Here is a 13,799-nt window from a genome sequence, read left to right on the forward strand (position 1 = left end):
GGGCGATTTATTGATTTGACGTAAATAACCGCCGGATTGCGACCACCCCCAACCCCCTCCTAAAACAGGAGGGGGCTACGCTGAAGGGTTCCCTTTTTCAAGTCCCCTCCTGTTTTAGGAGGGGGTTGGGGGTGGTCAGCATGGGCGAAAAAGCGATTGTTGGTTCGGCGGTTAATTAATTCAAATCAATAAATCGCCCGCTTACGGAACGGCGGAACAACCGGACTTGACGTCCATTTACCGAACGGTAACCACAATATTCCAGCACCACATGGGCAATTATATCGCGTTATACGTTCACCTGATCTGGACCACAAAATACCGGGAACCAGTTTTACATAGAGACATGCGGTACAGTCTGCTTGATCATATCCGGGTAAAGGCAATGGAAAATGACATCAACATATGCATCGTCAATGGAATTGACGATCATCTACACTGTCTGATCGCACTGAAAGCTACGCAGGCTGTTTCAACGGTAGTTAAAGCGATTAAAGGAGAATCGTCAAGATGGATAAATGAAGAAAAGTTACTTGACGACCTGTTTACCTGGCAGGATGGTTATGGTGCCATTTCAGTTAGTCCGCAGGATGTTCCGCGAGTGACGCACTACATTTTCAACCAGGAGCAACATCACGCTGCCAGAACGCTGGATGAAGAATTGCAGAAATTCACCCTCTACGCCCAGGAATAAAGTACCATCACGTTCCGCGTCGTTCCATCAACGGACGATTTAAATCGCCCGTTGATGGAACGACGCGGAACGCAAAGCGATGCAATAAAACGGTTCTGCCGAATTGACCAAGCAATTCTATGAATACAGATTTTACTAATAAGACAGCCATTATTACGGGAGCCGGCATCGGTATTGGTTTCGCCATCGCCAAAGCGTTGGCCCAACAGGGGGCAACTGTTTTACTCAATGACCATGACGAACAACTGGCCGAAAACGCAGCCGCAACCATTCAGCAGGCCGGTGGTATGTGCGAGGCAATGCCCGGCGATGCCTCCGACGTTCCGTTTATTCAGCGGATGGTCGATACGGCCGTGAGCCGGTTTGGTTCGGTCGATATTGCCATCGCTAATGCGGGGATCACCATCTTCGGCGATATTTTTACGACGACGCCGGAATCGTTTCAGAAAATTGTAGACCTGAACCTGCGGGGCAGCTTTTTTCTGGCGCAGACAGCCGCCCGACAAATGCGGGCGCAGAGAAAGGGAGGGAGTGTGCTGTTTATGTCGTCGGTGGTGGGGCATTTAGGGCATCCGGGGTTGCCGGTGTACAGCATGACCAAAGCGGGGCTGGAGATGCTAGCCAAACAACTGGTCATTGATTTTTCGCCCCTCGGCATTACAGTGAATGCTATTGCCCCCGGTGCTACCCTGACCGAACGCACGCTGGATGATCCAACCTACATTCCCATCTGGTCGCGGATTACGCCGATGGGACGACCGGCAACGGTAGAGGATATTGCCAATGCTGCGCTATTTCTTGTGTCACCCGCATCCCGACATATAACCGGTCAGAGTCTGGTGGTGGATGGGGGCTGGACGAGTGTGGGGATTCCGCCGGTTTAATCACTCCTGCGGTCCTCGAATAGAAAGGAAAAGTGTATTTTTGATCATATTAACGCAAAAATACTCATGAGCGAATATGTGCTGAAAGTTGACGACGAGCCACAGGCTGAAGCCCTGCTAACGTATCTGCGTAGCCTGGATTTTGTTGAATTAATCCCTAAACCAACGAAGCAGGAAGCGGTGCGGGCGATGAAATCACTATTGACTGATTTACCCAACCGGCAAGATTATAGCCAGGAGGATGTTAATCGGAGTATAAACGACATTCGGGCGCACCGAAATGAATGATAAGCCACGGGTAGTCATTGACCCGAACTTGCTGGCAAGTGTGTTGCTTGGCGGACAAACTCGTAACCAGTTTATTCAGATTATAGACGTGGCCGAAAAAATTGACATCTGCTACGCTGATGAATTATTGGAAGAAGTAAACGCATTGCCCACCCACCCTTATTTTCAGGAAAAAGGAATTACAGACACCGTTATAGTTGATTTCCTGAATCAATTCATTGGCCTGAGTCTGAAGGTATTTATAACGTCGTCGGTAAAAAAAGGAAGGGATGCGAATGATTTTTACCTGCTAAGTTTATGCCGCGATGCTCGTGCTGATTATCTCCTGACCGGCGACCCAGACCTGCTTATACTTGATCGATACGGACCGACAAAAATCACACGATTCGCTGATTTTTTATCCATCCTGCCCAACCTGGTGAAACTAAACTACTAAGTGCTTTACGCGTTTTCTGCTCCTGTATGCGTTGTATTATACTAGTAGCAGGTCTGGTGGATGGGGGCTGAACGAGTGTGGGTGTTCCGCCGGTTTGACCGGGCAAACTCAATAGCTGGCTGGTCCGGTTACTGCCAGTAATCGTACTGCATGTATCGGGCCGTTTCGTCCGCTACATCCTTGCCCAACAGTCGTCCCACTACATACAGCGACATGTCAATGCCCGCCGAAATACCCGCCGATGTAATGATTTTTCCGTTGTCGACATACCGTTCTGCCGGACGGATTTCCGTGTTGGGTGCTGCCTGGCGCATCCCGTCGATAGCCATAAAGTGCGTGGTAGCGGCCAGCCCGTCGAGCAAACCGGCCTTGCCCAGTACGAACGAACCCGTACAAACCGACAGCACCAGTTCCGCGCTTTCGGCGGACTGACGCACCCAGTTCAACACGACAGGGTTGTTCATTTCCCGGCGTGAGCCAAACGGTGTTCCGTCAGGATGAAAGCCACCCCCGCCCGGTACAACAATAATATCGGCTTTGGGGTGGTTATCGAGCCGGTACGTGGGGTTTATTGATAAGCCATTGCGGGCACTGACCGGCGTATTTTCCGCCACGGTAAAAACGGTAAACGGCGGTTCGCTGAAACGGGTTTGGCCGGTACTCCGGCCCGCTACCCCAAACACCTCAAACGGCCCGGCAAAGTCGAGCACTTCAATCGCATCGAAAAGGAGAATGGCAACGGTACGCATCTTTTTCAACGAGTGAATGAGTCAATTATGAATGAGCGAATGTGTGAATCCGGGTGCGTAACAGCTAACAGATAACTGATAGCGCATGGCTTTCACGCTTTCACTCTTTTGCCCCGGTTGGGCGTTCCAATTCGCTCTTTGCCTAATGTAATCAACACCACACCTACCAGTGCAATAGCCGCTCCCATGAATGACTGACTGGAGAAGACTTCACCGGCAAACAGCGTGCCCAGCATGACAGCCACTACGGGGTTTACGAACGCGTAGGTCGAAAGGAGTTGGGGAGGAGCATTCCGGGCTAACCAGGAGTAGGACGAAAACCCGATGATACTCCCGAAAATAACCAGGTACAGCACCGCTCCGAGGGCCTTGGTCGGGGCGTAAACAATACTCCAGGGAACTACCGGTTCTACGGCCAGACTGAACAGCAGCAGAACAAATCCGCCCACCAGCATCTGAATGCCACTCGATAGAATACCCGACGGCAAGGTCAGTCGGGGTGTCAGCAGGGTGCCGACGGCCCAGGAAAGATTCCCGAACGCAATCAGGCCCGTACCAATCAGGTTGGCATGTATACCGCCTGCACCGTGCAGTTTATCGGGTTTGATCAGGAAATAAATACCAACCAACCCTAGTACCAAGCCAGCGAGGGCCAGGTTCGTAGGCCGCTGTTTCCCAAAAGAAACCCAGTTCAGCGACAGTAGAAACACGGGTAGCAGGCCACCTAGTAAAGCGGCCATGCCCGTTGGAATGTATTGAATACCAGCCGTTAAACAGCCGTTGGCAATGGTGAGCAACAGCACTCCGATGATACCCGCCGATTTCCACTGAACCCTGGTAGCACGGGGTGTACCCGTCAGGCGGGCATAGCTGTACAGCAGCGTACCCGCTATGATGTACCGAATCGATGCCATGTACAGGGGGGGCATCCGTTCGGTCATGAAGTGAATAAACAGATAGGTTGATCCCCAGAGAATATAAACGGAAAGCAAGGCTGCCCATAACGTAACACGATTTGGGACGGGCGTAGTAGAAACGGGTGAAATAACGGCTTGCATACAGCTAACTGACAGACGCTTGAGGAACACAAAATTATTGTATTTTTCTCCGATGACAGCCGTTTTTTTTACCCGCTCTACGATTGGTTATGAAAATTCTCGGCAGAATTTTATTTGGTTAGTAAGTGACCTGCGTTTTGTTCGCTTCCAGTTGTTTAATCTTGGGTGCATAGGGACTGCTCATGGCTTCCCGTCCGAAAAGGGGATTGCTGCCCACATGTACCCGCTTTAGGTTTTTCATGGCGAGTAGTACATCAGGAAACTCCTGTAAATTATTGTTATTCAGGTCAAGTTCTTCCAGAGTGGGCAGTGAACTCAGTAAATCGGGCACTACGGTGAACCAGTTGTAACTCAGGTCCAGGGTGCGGAGTTGTTGTAATTGCCGGAACGAATCGGGAAGGCGACCAATGCGGTTGTGGTGCGCAAACAGAACCCGTAAACGGTGCATTTTAGCTATCGATGCGGGAAACTCGCTCAGGTCATTGTGGGAGATGGCCAACTGTTCCAGCCGTTTTAGTCGACACACGGGGGGCGGCAACCGGGTGAATTTATTGTAGTACAGGTCCAGTACTTTCAACCGCTTCATCCGGCTGGCTGCTTTGGGTAATTGTGTTAGTCCTGCACTATAAAGGTTCAGGTCATTGAGTCGTCGTAATCCCCGAAAGGACTGATTCGTTAGCGCCGTTAGCTGGTTATACCCCATCCACAGGCTCTCCAACCGACGGTTTGCCCGAACCGATGCGGGAATTTTGGTCAGTTTGTTGCCCTGTAGATTTAGCGACCGAAGGTGTTTGTTACGGGTGAAGAAAATACTGTCGTTAGGGATGATATTGTACAGGACGCTCAGTTTCGTCAGGGTAGGAATAGCCGCCGTCAACCGGGCGGGCAGCTCGTGCAGGTTGTTCTTCGACAGGTCTAATTCCTCAAGGTTCGGAAACCGATAGACCACTTCCGGTACGGAGGATAAGTCGAGTTGATTGAACGCCAGCATTTTTACCGTGTCGGGCCGGGTCGTTTGGTTGGCGGCTTCGATGGTGCTGATGATACCCGGTCTTTTTCGAGTCGTGCGTTTCTGGGGCAGCGAACCCAGCGTTGTCATACCGCTCCAGGAAAAGCCCGTGCTGGTTTTAATTGGGAACGGGTGCTGCCCGTACCACTCGGCCATAAACTGCAGCAGTTTCCCTTCCTGATCATCGCTCAGTTCTTTTCCCGAAAATTCACAAAATACCCGGTCATACGTGCCGTCGGGACGAATGAATTCTTTCGTTTCGACCGTAATGCCCACTACCGGCAGTTGTTTCTTTTTACGCTCAGCGTACGTAAAAAACTGCTGTTGTCGAACCCGTACGGTGTCAAGAAATAAGTTTCCATGTCGCTCAAAAATGCCCGTTTGCCCTGCTTTCATGGCAAAGGCGGGCGGGTATTTCTTTTCCAGTTCGGCAACCGAAATCCCCAGGCGGGTAGTGTCGCGCAGTAAAATGATACGGTCCTGCGCCCAACCCGACATGGCCATCAACCCAAACAATACGAAAAACAGGTGCTTTTTCATGGTGTAACGTATTTGCTAGGTAAACAACGAATTTTATAGTTAAAGAAGCAAATAAAAAACAGGGAGTTACCTGTAGCCGGGCAGCATAGTATCGGATTCTGGCTGTTTCGGGTCCTGTCCTTTAGTTTCCCACGTCGGCCGCCAACTCATCGGCCAGCCGGTATCCGGCCAGTGCCACCTGACGCATGGCTATTGGCTTCACGGTGGCCACATAGTCGGCGGGTAGCACCGCCCCCTCCTGATCGGTACCGGTGGTCAGCGTGTGGCTCCGATAGGCATTGTCCTGCGCTAATTGAAAACTTTCTCTGGCCCAGGCGGTGACACCCGTTTCACAGAGCTGTGGCAACTGTTTCCGGTCAATGGCTTTACGCTCCTGAATGGCCAGGTTCCGCGCCGAAGTATAGTCATCATCCCCCAATAGCATCCCGTCCCAGAAACTGTGCAGGTTGATCGTTTTGTCATCGGACGTTACCCGAATCTTGAACTTATTCCCTCCCTGGTCGCCATCGGGAAACTGGCTGTTGATGAGCGCAGTTGTATGGAGCGGCATCGTTACGTCACCCGTCAGGTGGAACAGCCAGCAGAGGGCAATGGCTTTGGCACTGTCGGGGGCATTACTGCGCAGCACCTGCTGGTTCTGCTCGTAGGCTTGCAGGATGTTCTCGCCGGTGGCCAGTGTGGAATCGCTTCTCACTATCCCCTGATCGGGTGCATAGATAAAATTGACGTAGTGCCAGGTCGGATGGTCGTAGGGGTTGTCTTTACCGCGAATATCGTCCGGCCACCGGGCTGCCAGCATAAACAGGTATTCATCGCGTTCCTCCCCGGACAGTGCCGGATCGTTGAGTTTGTCGGCCCAGCGAATAGCGTAGTCCGGGTGTTGTTTGAGGATGGTTACGACACGGGCAGCCGTCCGGGGCGAGGAGGAACGTAGGTCGCGGTAAGCTATCGCACCGATAACCATGTGGGTAGCTTTGTTCCAGGCGAAGGAGCAGGTGTACGAGCCTGCTGCCAGCAAGAGGGATAGTATTAGTGTTATGCGGTTCATAGTATAGTTGAAGAGTACCCCTGCCGGTTTTAGCAGCGTTGCTATACCGCTATTACTGGCTGATGATACCATAGGTTTCTGGAAAATTGGTAAGAAATGATTACCCGGCTCCGAATCAATCGGTAATTTTCACTTCCTTAATTCGGCTGGGCAACCAGACCTGCATGGGGCTTTTTCCGCGATTGGCCCAGGTATAGTAGGGGATAGCCTTAATGGTTTTTGGTTTTATCTGCACTGATAAACCATCGGAGGCTGGTTCTACAACCGTGACATTGGCCTGAATGGCTACTACGGCTTCGTTCAGTACCTGGTAGGGCTTCGTCGTGAAGGTAGCGTTGGCGGGTACCAGCATATTCCAGGCCCGCCCTTCGTTATCGGCCCCTTCCACGCAGTACACCAGTGGGCCGCGTTGCAGGGCAATCCGGTCCTTATCGGCTTTAACGTCCGGCCGGGCGGCTACCTGACGAACGGGCATGGGTAACTTAACCTCCACAACATCCCCCTTTTGCCAGGTGCGGTCAAGTACGACGTACCCTTTTTCGGTCTGGTAGCGGACGGGTTTTCCGTTGAGCCGGACTTCCGGCTTTGCCGCGTCCGTGTCGGTAAACCGGTACAGTTTACCCGGTACGGGTACGTTTTCGGCCCAGCCGGGGATGCGGACATGCAGGGCGTAAGCTACTTTTCTGGCGGGATCAACCGTGATTTTTACGTCGCCTTCCCAGGGATAATTCGTTTCTACCTGGAGGGGTACCGACGTTTTTCCCATCGGGATGGTCGTGTTGCTGGCCACGAACAGATTGACCCAGATGCCCTGCTCTGAATGGCCATAGACATAATCCCCCAGCGAAGCGACCAGCCGGGCAATGTTGGAGGGGCAGCAGGCCGTACCAAACCACTCGCTGCGGGCATTGTTACCCACCGACGACAGCGGGTTGCCGTAGAAAAACCGGTCGCCACTCAGGCTCAGGCCATCCAGGGCGCCGTTGTACAGGCTCCGTTCCAGCACGTCGATGTATTTGCTTTCGCCGGTGAGCAGGTTCATCCGCTGATTCCAGAACACCATGCCCACCGACGCGCAGGTTTCGCAATAGGCCGATGCGTTGGGCAGGTCAAAATCGGTCGAAAACCCTTCGTTCTGACCCGACGAACCAATGCCGCCCGTGAGGTACATGTTCCGGTAAACCACATCTTCCCAAACGTTGGTCATGGCACCGAGGTAGCCGGGGTCGTTGGTGGCGGCTGCTACGTCGGCGGCACCCGTGTACTGGTACATGGCCCGCACGGCATGACCGGTAATTTCTTTCTGGTCTTTCACCGGTACGTCGTCCTGGCAGTATTTGGGATCTTTCCACTGGTCCCAGATCTTCCCCTTGCCGTAGCCATGCCCGCGTTGCTGCAGAAACCAGTCGGCCAGTTTGAGGTAGCGGTCCTGATTTGTCTGGTGATAGAGTCGCATCAGGGCCAGTTCAATTTCCTGGTGGCCACTCACCCAGTGCCGGTTGGGCACCCGAAAGGTGGAGTCGATGTGGTCGGCTAAGCGAATGGCTACGTCCAGCAGTTTCCGTTTGCCGGTTGTATTGTAATACGCCACGGCAGCTTCCATGAGGTGACCGGCGCAGTAATCTTCGTGCTTTTCCATATCGGTCCAGCGGTTGTCGAGGCCCGTCAGGGTATAGTAGGTGTTCAGGTAGCCGTCGGGTAACTGGGCAGCCGCAATCTTATCAATCCAGGCATCGGCTTTTTGCTCGATGGCGGCATCGGGGTGGTTTTTGAGCGAGTAGGCCATCGCTTCAAGGGCTTTGTACACATCGCTGTCGTCGTAATAAATACCTTCGTGGGTAATATTATCTGTCGCTCCGTTTAGTTTCCGGGCCACTTTTTCGAAGTTGCGGATGCGCCCCGTTTTGTCTTCGGTCTGCACAATGCAGGCGTTCAGCGTTGCCGTGGCTACCTTGTCCATTTTGGGTTTCCAGAACTGGTCGGTAATGGTCACCTCCGAAAACCGGACGGGTTCAAATCGCTGAACCAGTAACTGTGCCTGGGTGGGTAGCACGGCAATCGTGAATAGAGCGACGGTGAGCGGGAATGGCTTCATAGTTGTTGACATACACGGAAAAGCTAAAGTCAATAAAGTCTGGTTAGGATTATTTATACGCTATGGGTGCGACTTTTCCAACAGAATAGGGCTAAGTAGGAAGTTTTAGAGCTGCCCTTTGTTTTCGAAGGGATTCATTCTTTCAACCCCTGAACCGAAAATCTAAAGCCACTACAAACCAATGCAGGTTGAAGCCGCCATTGCCACCGGAGACGGACGTTTTGTGATTGACATAATCGAGGTGAACGAGCCGCAGGGCGACGAAGTGCTGGTTGACCTGAAAGCCGCTGGTATCTGCCACACGGACTACGATTCGCTGTCTTGGGGCAAGCCCCTCGTGATGGGGCACGAAGGCGCGGGCATCGTTCGGAGCGTTGGGCCGCTGGTTCGGAAGGTGAAGCCGGGTGATGCGGTTATCCTCAACTGGGCCATCCCCTGCGGTTACTGCTTCCAGTGCCTGGAAGGAAATCAGCACATCTGCGAAATCAACTCACCGGTTACGGCCGGTAATAAAGCCAGCGGCGGGCATGCCGCCCGGGAGCGTACGACCTACAAAGGGCAACCCATCGAACGGTCGTTTAGCTTAGGTACCATGTCGGGAGCTACCGTTGTGCGGGAAGCGGCTGTGGTAAAAACGAACGTTCCTGTTCCCTTCCCATCAGCCGCCATTGTGGGCTGTGGCGTCATGACGGGCGTGGGTTCAGTCATCAATGCGGCAAAGGTGAAGCCGGGTCGGTCGGTGGTGGTGGTGGGGACGGGGGGCGTGGGGCTGAATGTGATTCAGGGCGCCCGCATCGCCGGTGCCGGGATGATCATCGCCGTAGACGTGAACCCCGACCGACTGGCAATGGCCACCCGGTACGGCGCCACCCACACCCTGCTGGCCGACCGGGCCGACACGGGCCTGACGCAGTCGGTCATCGCCGTAAAACAGCTCACGGGTGGCCGGGGAGCCGATTATGCGTTTGAATGCACGGCCATTCCCGAACTGGGGGCGGTGCCGCTGGCCATGGTTCGGAACGCTGGGGTTGCCTGTCAGGTGAGTGGTATCGAGCAGGAGATCAGCATCGACATGACCCTCTTCGAGTGGGATAAACTATACATGAATCCACTGTACGGGAAGTGCCGCCCGGAAATTGACATTCCCATTCTGTTGAATCTCTACCAGAAAGGCGACTTAATGCTGGATGAACTGGTGACCCGTACCTATGGGCTGCACCAGCTAAACGAAGCTTTCGACGATATGCTCAACGGGCGCAACGCCAAAGGTGTACTTGTTTTCTGATGAATAACGCTTTTCGAACCATCGCAATTTCCGACCCGGCCTACGAATACGACGGGTTGCGCTACATCACGGTGAAAACCGCCAATCTGGCGGGTAGAGGAGACATCACTGTCTGGCTACCTGCCCCTGAGTTAATAGGACCGGAACCGTTGCCGCTCGTAATACTTTTGCACGGCGTGTACGGCAGTCACTGGTGCTGGTCGATGAAAGGCGGTGCCCACCGAACCGCCGATCAGCTGGTACGAACGGGGCAAATAAAGCCCATGATACTGGCCATGCCTTCCGACGGGCTCTGGGGGGACGGCAGTGGCTACCTGCCGCACAACGCCCGCAATTTTGAACGCTGGATTATCGACGATGTACCGAGAGCGGTGGCCGCAGCGCTGCCCGAAAACAAACTGGCCGGTTTCCCGGCTCAACAGTTTATTGCGGGTTTATCGATGGGCGGATTCGGTGCGTTGCGACTGGCAGCTAAATATCCTGACCAGTTCCAGGCAGTGCATGGGCTGTCGTCCATTACCGACCTGAATCAGCTGCCGCTTTTTGTGGAAGAGCCGCTTCACGAATACAGGCAACCGGAACCCGTTGATGAATCGGTACTCGCTCTGATGGTGAAAAATAGGGACCGGTTACCACGCATTCAGTTCGACTGCGGCACGAACGACTTGCTCATCGAACACAATCGAACCTTACACCGGGCATTGACAGAGCAGCGTATTCCGCATCAGTACGCCGAACATCCGGGTGGGCACGAGTGGCCGTACTGGCAGCAACACCTGACCGACGCGCTGCTGTTTTTTAATCGATGCATGGCGTAATTTTATGGGCTGATTAACGGTCAACCAGTTAGTCGATCCATTTACCGACTATCAGGCAAAAAAAATATTGAAACCCGTTTTATGAGCCCCGCCCAATCCGTCACTACCACTGCCGAACCCAGCTTACTGTCGCGTGCCTGGCTGGTGGTGGCACTACTGTTCGTGGTGGGCATGCTGAACTACCTCGACCGGGTCATGATTACCACCATGCGCAGCTCCATTGTGGACGCTATTCCCATGACCGATACGCAGTTTGGGTTGCTAACGGCGGTGTTTTTGTGGACGTACGGACTACTGAGCCCCATGGCGGGTTTTCTGGCGGACCGGTTCAGCCGAAGCCGGGTCATTATCGGCAGTCTCTTTGTCTGGTCGGCTGTTACGCTGCTGACCGCCTATTCCAATACGTTCGGCGAGTTACTGGTAACGCGCCTGTTGATGGGGGTTAGTGAGGCCTGCTACATTCCGGCCGCCCTGGCCCTGATTGTCGATTACCACCGGGGGAGCACCCGCTCGCTGGCAACGGGCATCCACATTGGCGGGATGATGCTGGGGCAAAGCCTGGGCTTCGTAGGCGGCTGGCTGGCGCAGGACAACACCTGGAACAGTCCCTTTCGGATTTTTGGCATCGTGGGTATCATGTATGCCCTGGTGCTGGTTTTCTTTTTGAAAGAGGCTCCCTCGTCAAGCCGGGCGTCTGCCGTTCCGAACACATCAAAAGACAGCGTTCACTTCGCATCGGCAGTGAAAAGCTTATTCAGTCGGGGGGGATTCGTGCTGGCCCTGTTCTTCTGGGGGTTTCTGGGGATGGTGGGCTGGCTTGTCATCGGCTGGTTGCCTACGTATTACCAGGAACACTTTCGACTGTCGCAGGCCGAAGCGGGTTTGTACGCCACCGGTTATGTACAAATTACGGCCCTGATCGGGGTATTGCTGGGGGGCGCTTTGGCCGACCGCTGGAGCCGAACCAATACCCGGGCCCGGTTGCTGCTGCCCGCCATTGGCCTGTTAATCGCAGCACCCAGCGTCTTTCTGGCCAGCGTAACAACTATATTGCCAATTGCTATCATCGGCTTTGTGGTGTATGCCCTCACCCGCATGTTCAGCGATGCCAACATGATGCCCATTCTCTGCCTGGTTACGGATGAGCGGTACCGGGCCACGGGCTACGGTATTCTTAACTTGTTCAGTTGCCTGGTGGGCGGGTTGGGCATTTACGCGGGTGGTATGCTTAGAGACCGGCACATCGACGTGAGTATTCTGTTTCAGGTTGCGGCCGTCCTGATGGTGGTGTGTGCCGCTATCCTGTTCTGGATTCGTCCCAGGTCGGAGGTTATGGAATAAGTATAGTGTATTAGGCAGGGCTTCCTTGTAAAAAAGAAATGGAACACGGATGATACGGATTGAACGGATTTTTACTGAAACCAGCGATAAATAATAGGTAACTGTTTAGGTACGCAATTTGCACAGACTTATTCGTGGTAGAGACCGACGATATAGCCCAACTCAAAGCCCTGATTCTGGCACAACAGGAAGAAATCGCTACCCTCAAAGCAGTGATTGCTGACCTGATGGCACGGCTGGCGCAAAACTCAGCCAATTCAAATAAACCACCCTCCACCGATGGACTCGCCAAAAAGCCCATCATCAAGCCTGCTTTACCCAAACAGGGCGGTAAAAAAGTAGGCGGACAGACCGGACATACAGGCAATACGCTCCATATGGTCGAGACGCCCAATCTGATTCACACCCATCAGGCCACCCACTGCCACCAGTGTGGCTTAGCCCTTGACGGCCCAGGGTGCGTCGTGAGCAAGCGGCAGGTGTTTGATTTGCCCGCTCCCCGCCTGTGGGTCGAGGAACATCAACTTATTGCCCACCAGTGTACTTGTGGCTGTGAAGCGAGTGGCCAGTTTCCCGCCGACGTAGCGGCCCCGGTGCAGTATGGACCGGGCATTCAGGCCCAAAGCGTGTTGCTCAATGTGGACTACCGCATTCCCTTTGCCAAAGTAAAACAGCTCTGGGCTGACCTGACCGGCTACGCCTACAACCCGGCTACCTTAATCAGCACACAAACCACGCTTGGTGAGCAGTTAGCCCCCATTGAAGAGCAGATCAAAGAGCAACTTAAAGCCGCTCACGTATGCCACGTAGATGAAACAGGTGTACGGGTGGCGGGCAAGCTCCACTGGCTACATGTGGCCAGCAACCAGAGCTACACGCATCTGTTTATCCATCCCAAACGGGGTAATGAGCGCTTTTGAATGCGCAAAGCATCTTCGGTGATTGTCTCAACTGGACCGTTCATGACTGCTGGAAATCGTATTTCAGTGTGGGCAAGGGGCGTCACGCACTCTGCGGAGCGCATCTGTTGCGGGAACTGGCGGGTCTGATGGAGAGCGGCTCTATCTGGGCCAGACAGATGCATCGCTTTTTGCTGGATGCTTACAAAGCCAGTCGGCAGGGTCCGATTGGGCGTCGGGAAGCGGTTCATTGGCGAGCCTGCCACAGACAAGTCTGTGAGCAGGCTGACGAGGAGGAACTCGTGCCGCTGGTATTTTTCAAGGCCAACGGCACGACGGGCCGGACCAACCGCAGCAAAGGCCGCAATCTATTGGATCGGCTGATTCTACATCAGGACGCGGTGCTGGCTTTGCCCGCTCCGGCGACCCGGTTTGAGGAAGGTGTGCCGTTTACCAATAACCAAGCGGAACGGGATCTGCGTGGGGTTAAAGTAAAACAGCGGGTAAGCGGTTGTTTTCGGTCGGCGGCTGGGGCGGCTCTGTACGCCCGTATTTCTGGGTTTATCTCCACGATGCGCAAGCAGGAGCGGAACGTAGTCGATACATTAGCCGACGTTCTCACGGGTGGCTTCCATTGGGCTACCTAAACAGTTAC

Annotated in this window: 14 protein-coding genes; 9 read left to right on the plus strand and 5 right to left on the minus strand. The window is 53.8% G+C overall.

Features of this window, described 5'->3' with window-relative positions; genetic code table 11:
* The first annotated feature begins 271 nt into the window (after window positions 1–271).
* The 4 genes from tnpA (at window position 272) to B157_RS0106100 (ending at window position 2,302) form a co-directional block, all read left to right on the plus strand.
* Entirely contained in the window at window positions 272–694 is a 423-nt protein-coding gene (tnpA, locus tag B157_RS0106085) for an IS200/IS605 family transposase (protein WP_020602479.1), read from the plus strand.
* 119 nt (window positions 695–813) lie between these two features.
* Window positions 814–1,578 (plus strand): SDR family NAD(P)-dependent oxidoreductase, encoded by a 765-nt coding sequence (locus B157_RS0106090; RefSeq protein WP_020602480.1) that lies wholly within the window; start codon window positions 814–816, stop codon window positions 1,576–1,578.
* Between the two features lie 66 nt (window positions 1,579–1,644).
* Window positions 1,645–1,866, plus strand: coding sequence for a hypothetical protein (locus tag B157_RS0106095; protein ID WP_020602481.1), 222 nt, complete (start codon window positions 1,645–1,647; stop codon window positions 1,864–1,866).
* Window positions 1,859–2,302, plus strand: a complete 444-nt coding sequence (locus B157_RS0106100) for a putative toxin-antitoxin system toxin component, PIN family (RefSeq protein ID WP_020602482.1) — start codon at window positions 1,859–1,861, stop codon at window positions 2,300–2,302. Before B157_RS0106095 ends, B157_RS0106100 begins: the two co-directional genes overlap by 8 nt.
* A 128-nt stretch (window positions 2,303–2,430) precedes the next feature.
* Here the strand turns inward: B157_RS0106100 and B157_RS0106105 are convergent, their stop codons facing one another.
* The 5 genes from B157_RS0106105 to B157_RS0106125 all read right to left on the minus strand — a co-directional run bounded on the left by B157_RS0106105 (window position 2,431) and on the right by B157_RS0106125 (window position 8,813).
* Entirely contained in the window at window positions 2,431–3,051 is a 621-nt protein-coding gene (locus tag B157_RS0106105) for a DJ-1/PfpI family protein (protein WP_020602483.1), read from the minus strand.
* Between the two features lie 92 nt (window positions 3,052–3,143).
* Window positions 3,144–4,109: an EamA family transporter gene (locus B157_RS0106110; protein ID WP_020602484.1), complete on the minus strand. Its 966-nt coding sequence runs from the start codon at window positions 4,107–4,109 to the stop codon at window positions 3,144–3,146.
* Between the two features lie 118 nt (window positions 4,110–4,227).
* The gene (locus B157_RS0106115) at window positions 4,228–5,658 is read right to left on the minus strand and encodes a leucine-rich repeat domain-containing protein (protein WP_020602485.1); all 1,431 of its coding nucleotides are present in this window, start codon (window positions 5,656–5,658) and stop codon (window positions 4,228–4,230) included.
* A gap of 121 nt (window positions 5,659–5,779) precedes the next feature.
* Window positions 5,780–6,706: a S1/P1 nuclease gene (locus tag B157_RS0106120; RefSeq protein WP_026308528.1), complete on the minus strand. Its 927-nt coding sequence runs from the start codon at window positions 6,704–6,706 to the stop codon at window positions 5,780–5,782.
* 115 nt (window positions 6,707–6,821) lie between these two features.
* Window positions 6,822–8,813, minus strand: coding sequence for a glycoside hydrolase family 127 protein (locus tag B157_RS0106125; protein WP_020602487.1), 1,992 nt, complete (start codon window positions 8,811–8,813; stop codon window positions 6,822–6,824).
* 169 nt (window positions 8,814–8,982) lie between these two features.
* On the opposite strand from B157_RS0106125, the gene B157_RS0106130 reads away from it, so the two are divergent.
* The 5 genes from B157_RS0106130 (at window position 8,983) to B157_RS40030 (ending at window position 13,791) form a co-directional block, all read left to right on the plus strand.
* The gene (locus tag B157_RS0106130; RefSeq protein ID WP_020602488.1) at window positions 8,983–10,086 is read left to right on the plus strand and encodes an alcohol dehydrogenase catalytic domain-containing protein; all 1,104 of its coding nucleotides are present in this window, start codon (window positions 8,983–8,985) and stop codon (window positions 10,084–10,086) included.
* Window positions 10,086–10,904 carry an alpha/beta hydrolase gene (locus tag B157_RS0106135; RefSeq protein ID WP_020602489.1) on the plus strand — a complete coding sequence of 273 codons (819 nt, stop codon included), beginning with the start codon at window positions 10,086–10,088 and terminating at the stop codon, window positions 10,902–10,904. Before B157_RS0106130 ends, B157_RS0106135 begins: the two co-directional genes overlap by 1 nt.
* Window positions 10,905–10,985: 81 nt before the next feature.
* Window positions 10,986–12,245, plus strand: coding sequence for an MFS transporter (locus B157_RS0106140; protein ID WP_020602490.1), 1,260 nt, complete (start codon window positions 10,986–10,988; stop codon window positions 12,243–12,245).
* A gap of 134 nt (window positions 12,246–12,379) precedes the next feature.
* Complete coding sequence (locus tag B157_RS40025) at window positions 12,380–13,165, plus strand: IS66 family transposase (RefSeq protein ID WP_020602491.1); 786 nt, start codon at window positions 12,380–12,382, stop codon at window positions 13,163–13,165.
* Window positions 13,162–13,791 carry an IS66 family transposase gene (locus B157_RS40030; protein ID WP_020602492.1) on the plus strand — a complete coding sequence of 210 codons (630 nt, stop codon included), beginning with the start codon at window positions 13,162–13,164 and terminating at the stop codon, window positions 13,789–13,791. Before B157_RS40025 ends, B157_RS40030 begins: the two co-directional genes overlap by 4 nt.
* The last annotated feature ends 8 nt before the right edge of the window (window positions 13,792–13,799 follow it).

Source organism: Spirosoma spitsbergense DSM 19989 (assembly GCF_000374085.1).
Classification (GTDB): domain Bacteria; phylum Bacteroidota; class Bacteroidia; order Cytophagales; family Spirosomataceae; genus Spirosoma; species Spirosoma spitsbergense.

Coding starts and splice junctions, on each gene's coding strand:
- tnpA (WP_020602479.1), top strand. CDS start 272: ATGGGCAATTATATCGCGTTATACGTTCACCTGATCTGGACCACAAAA.
- B157_RS0106090 (WP_020602480.1), top strand. CDS start 814: ATGAATACAGATTTTACTAATAAGACAGCCATTATTACGGGAGCCGGC.
- B157_RS0106095 (WP_020602481.1), top strand. CDS start 1,645: ATGAGCGAATATGTGCTGAAAGTTGACGACGAGCCACAGGCTGAAGCC.
- B157_RS0106100 (WP_020602482.1), top strand. CDS start 1,859: ATGAATGATAAGCCACGGGTAGTCATTGACCCGAACTTGCTGGCAAGT.
- B157_RS0106105 (WP_020602483.1), bottom strand. CDS start 3,051: ATGCGTACCGTTGCCATTCTCCTTTTCGATGCGATTGAAGTGCTCGAC.
- B157_RS0106110 (WP_020602484.1), bottom strand. CDS start 4,109: ATGCAAGCCGTTATTTCACCCGTTTCTACTACGCCCGTCCCAAATCGT.
- B157_RS0106115 (WP_020602485.1), bottom strand. CDS start 5,658: ATGAAAAAGCACCTGTTTTTCGTATTGTTTGGGTTGATGGCCATGTCG.
- B157_RS0106120 (WP_026308528.1), bottom strand. CDS start 6,706: ATGAACCGCATAACACTAATACTATCCCTCTTGCTGGCAGCAGGCTCG.
- B157_RS0106125 (WP_020602487.1), bottom strand. CDS start 8,813: ATGTCAACAACTATGAAGCCATTCCCGCTCACCGTCGCTCTATTCACG.
- B157_RS0106130 (WP_020602488.1), top strand. CDS start 8,983: ATGCAGGTTGAAGCCGCCATTGCCACCGGAGACGGACGTTTTGTGATT.
- B157_RS0106135 (WP_020602489.1), top strand. CDS start 10,086: ATGAATAACGCTTTTCGAACCATCGCAATTTCCGACCCGGCCTACGAA.
- B157_RS0106140 (WP_020602490.1), top strand. CDS start 10,986: ATGAGCCCCGCCCAATCCGTCACTACCACTGCCGAACCCAGCTTACTG.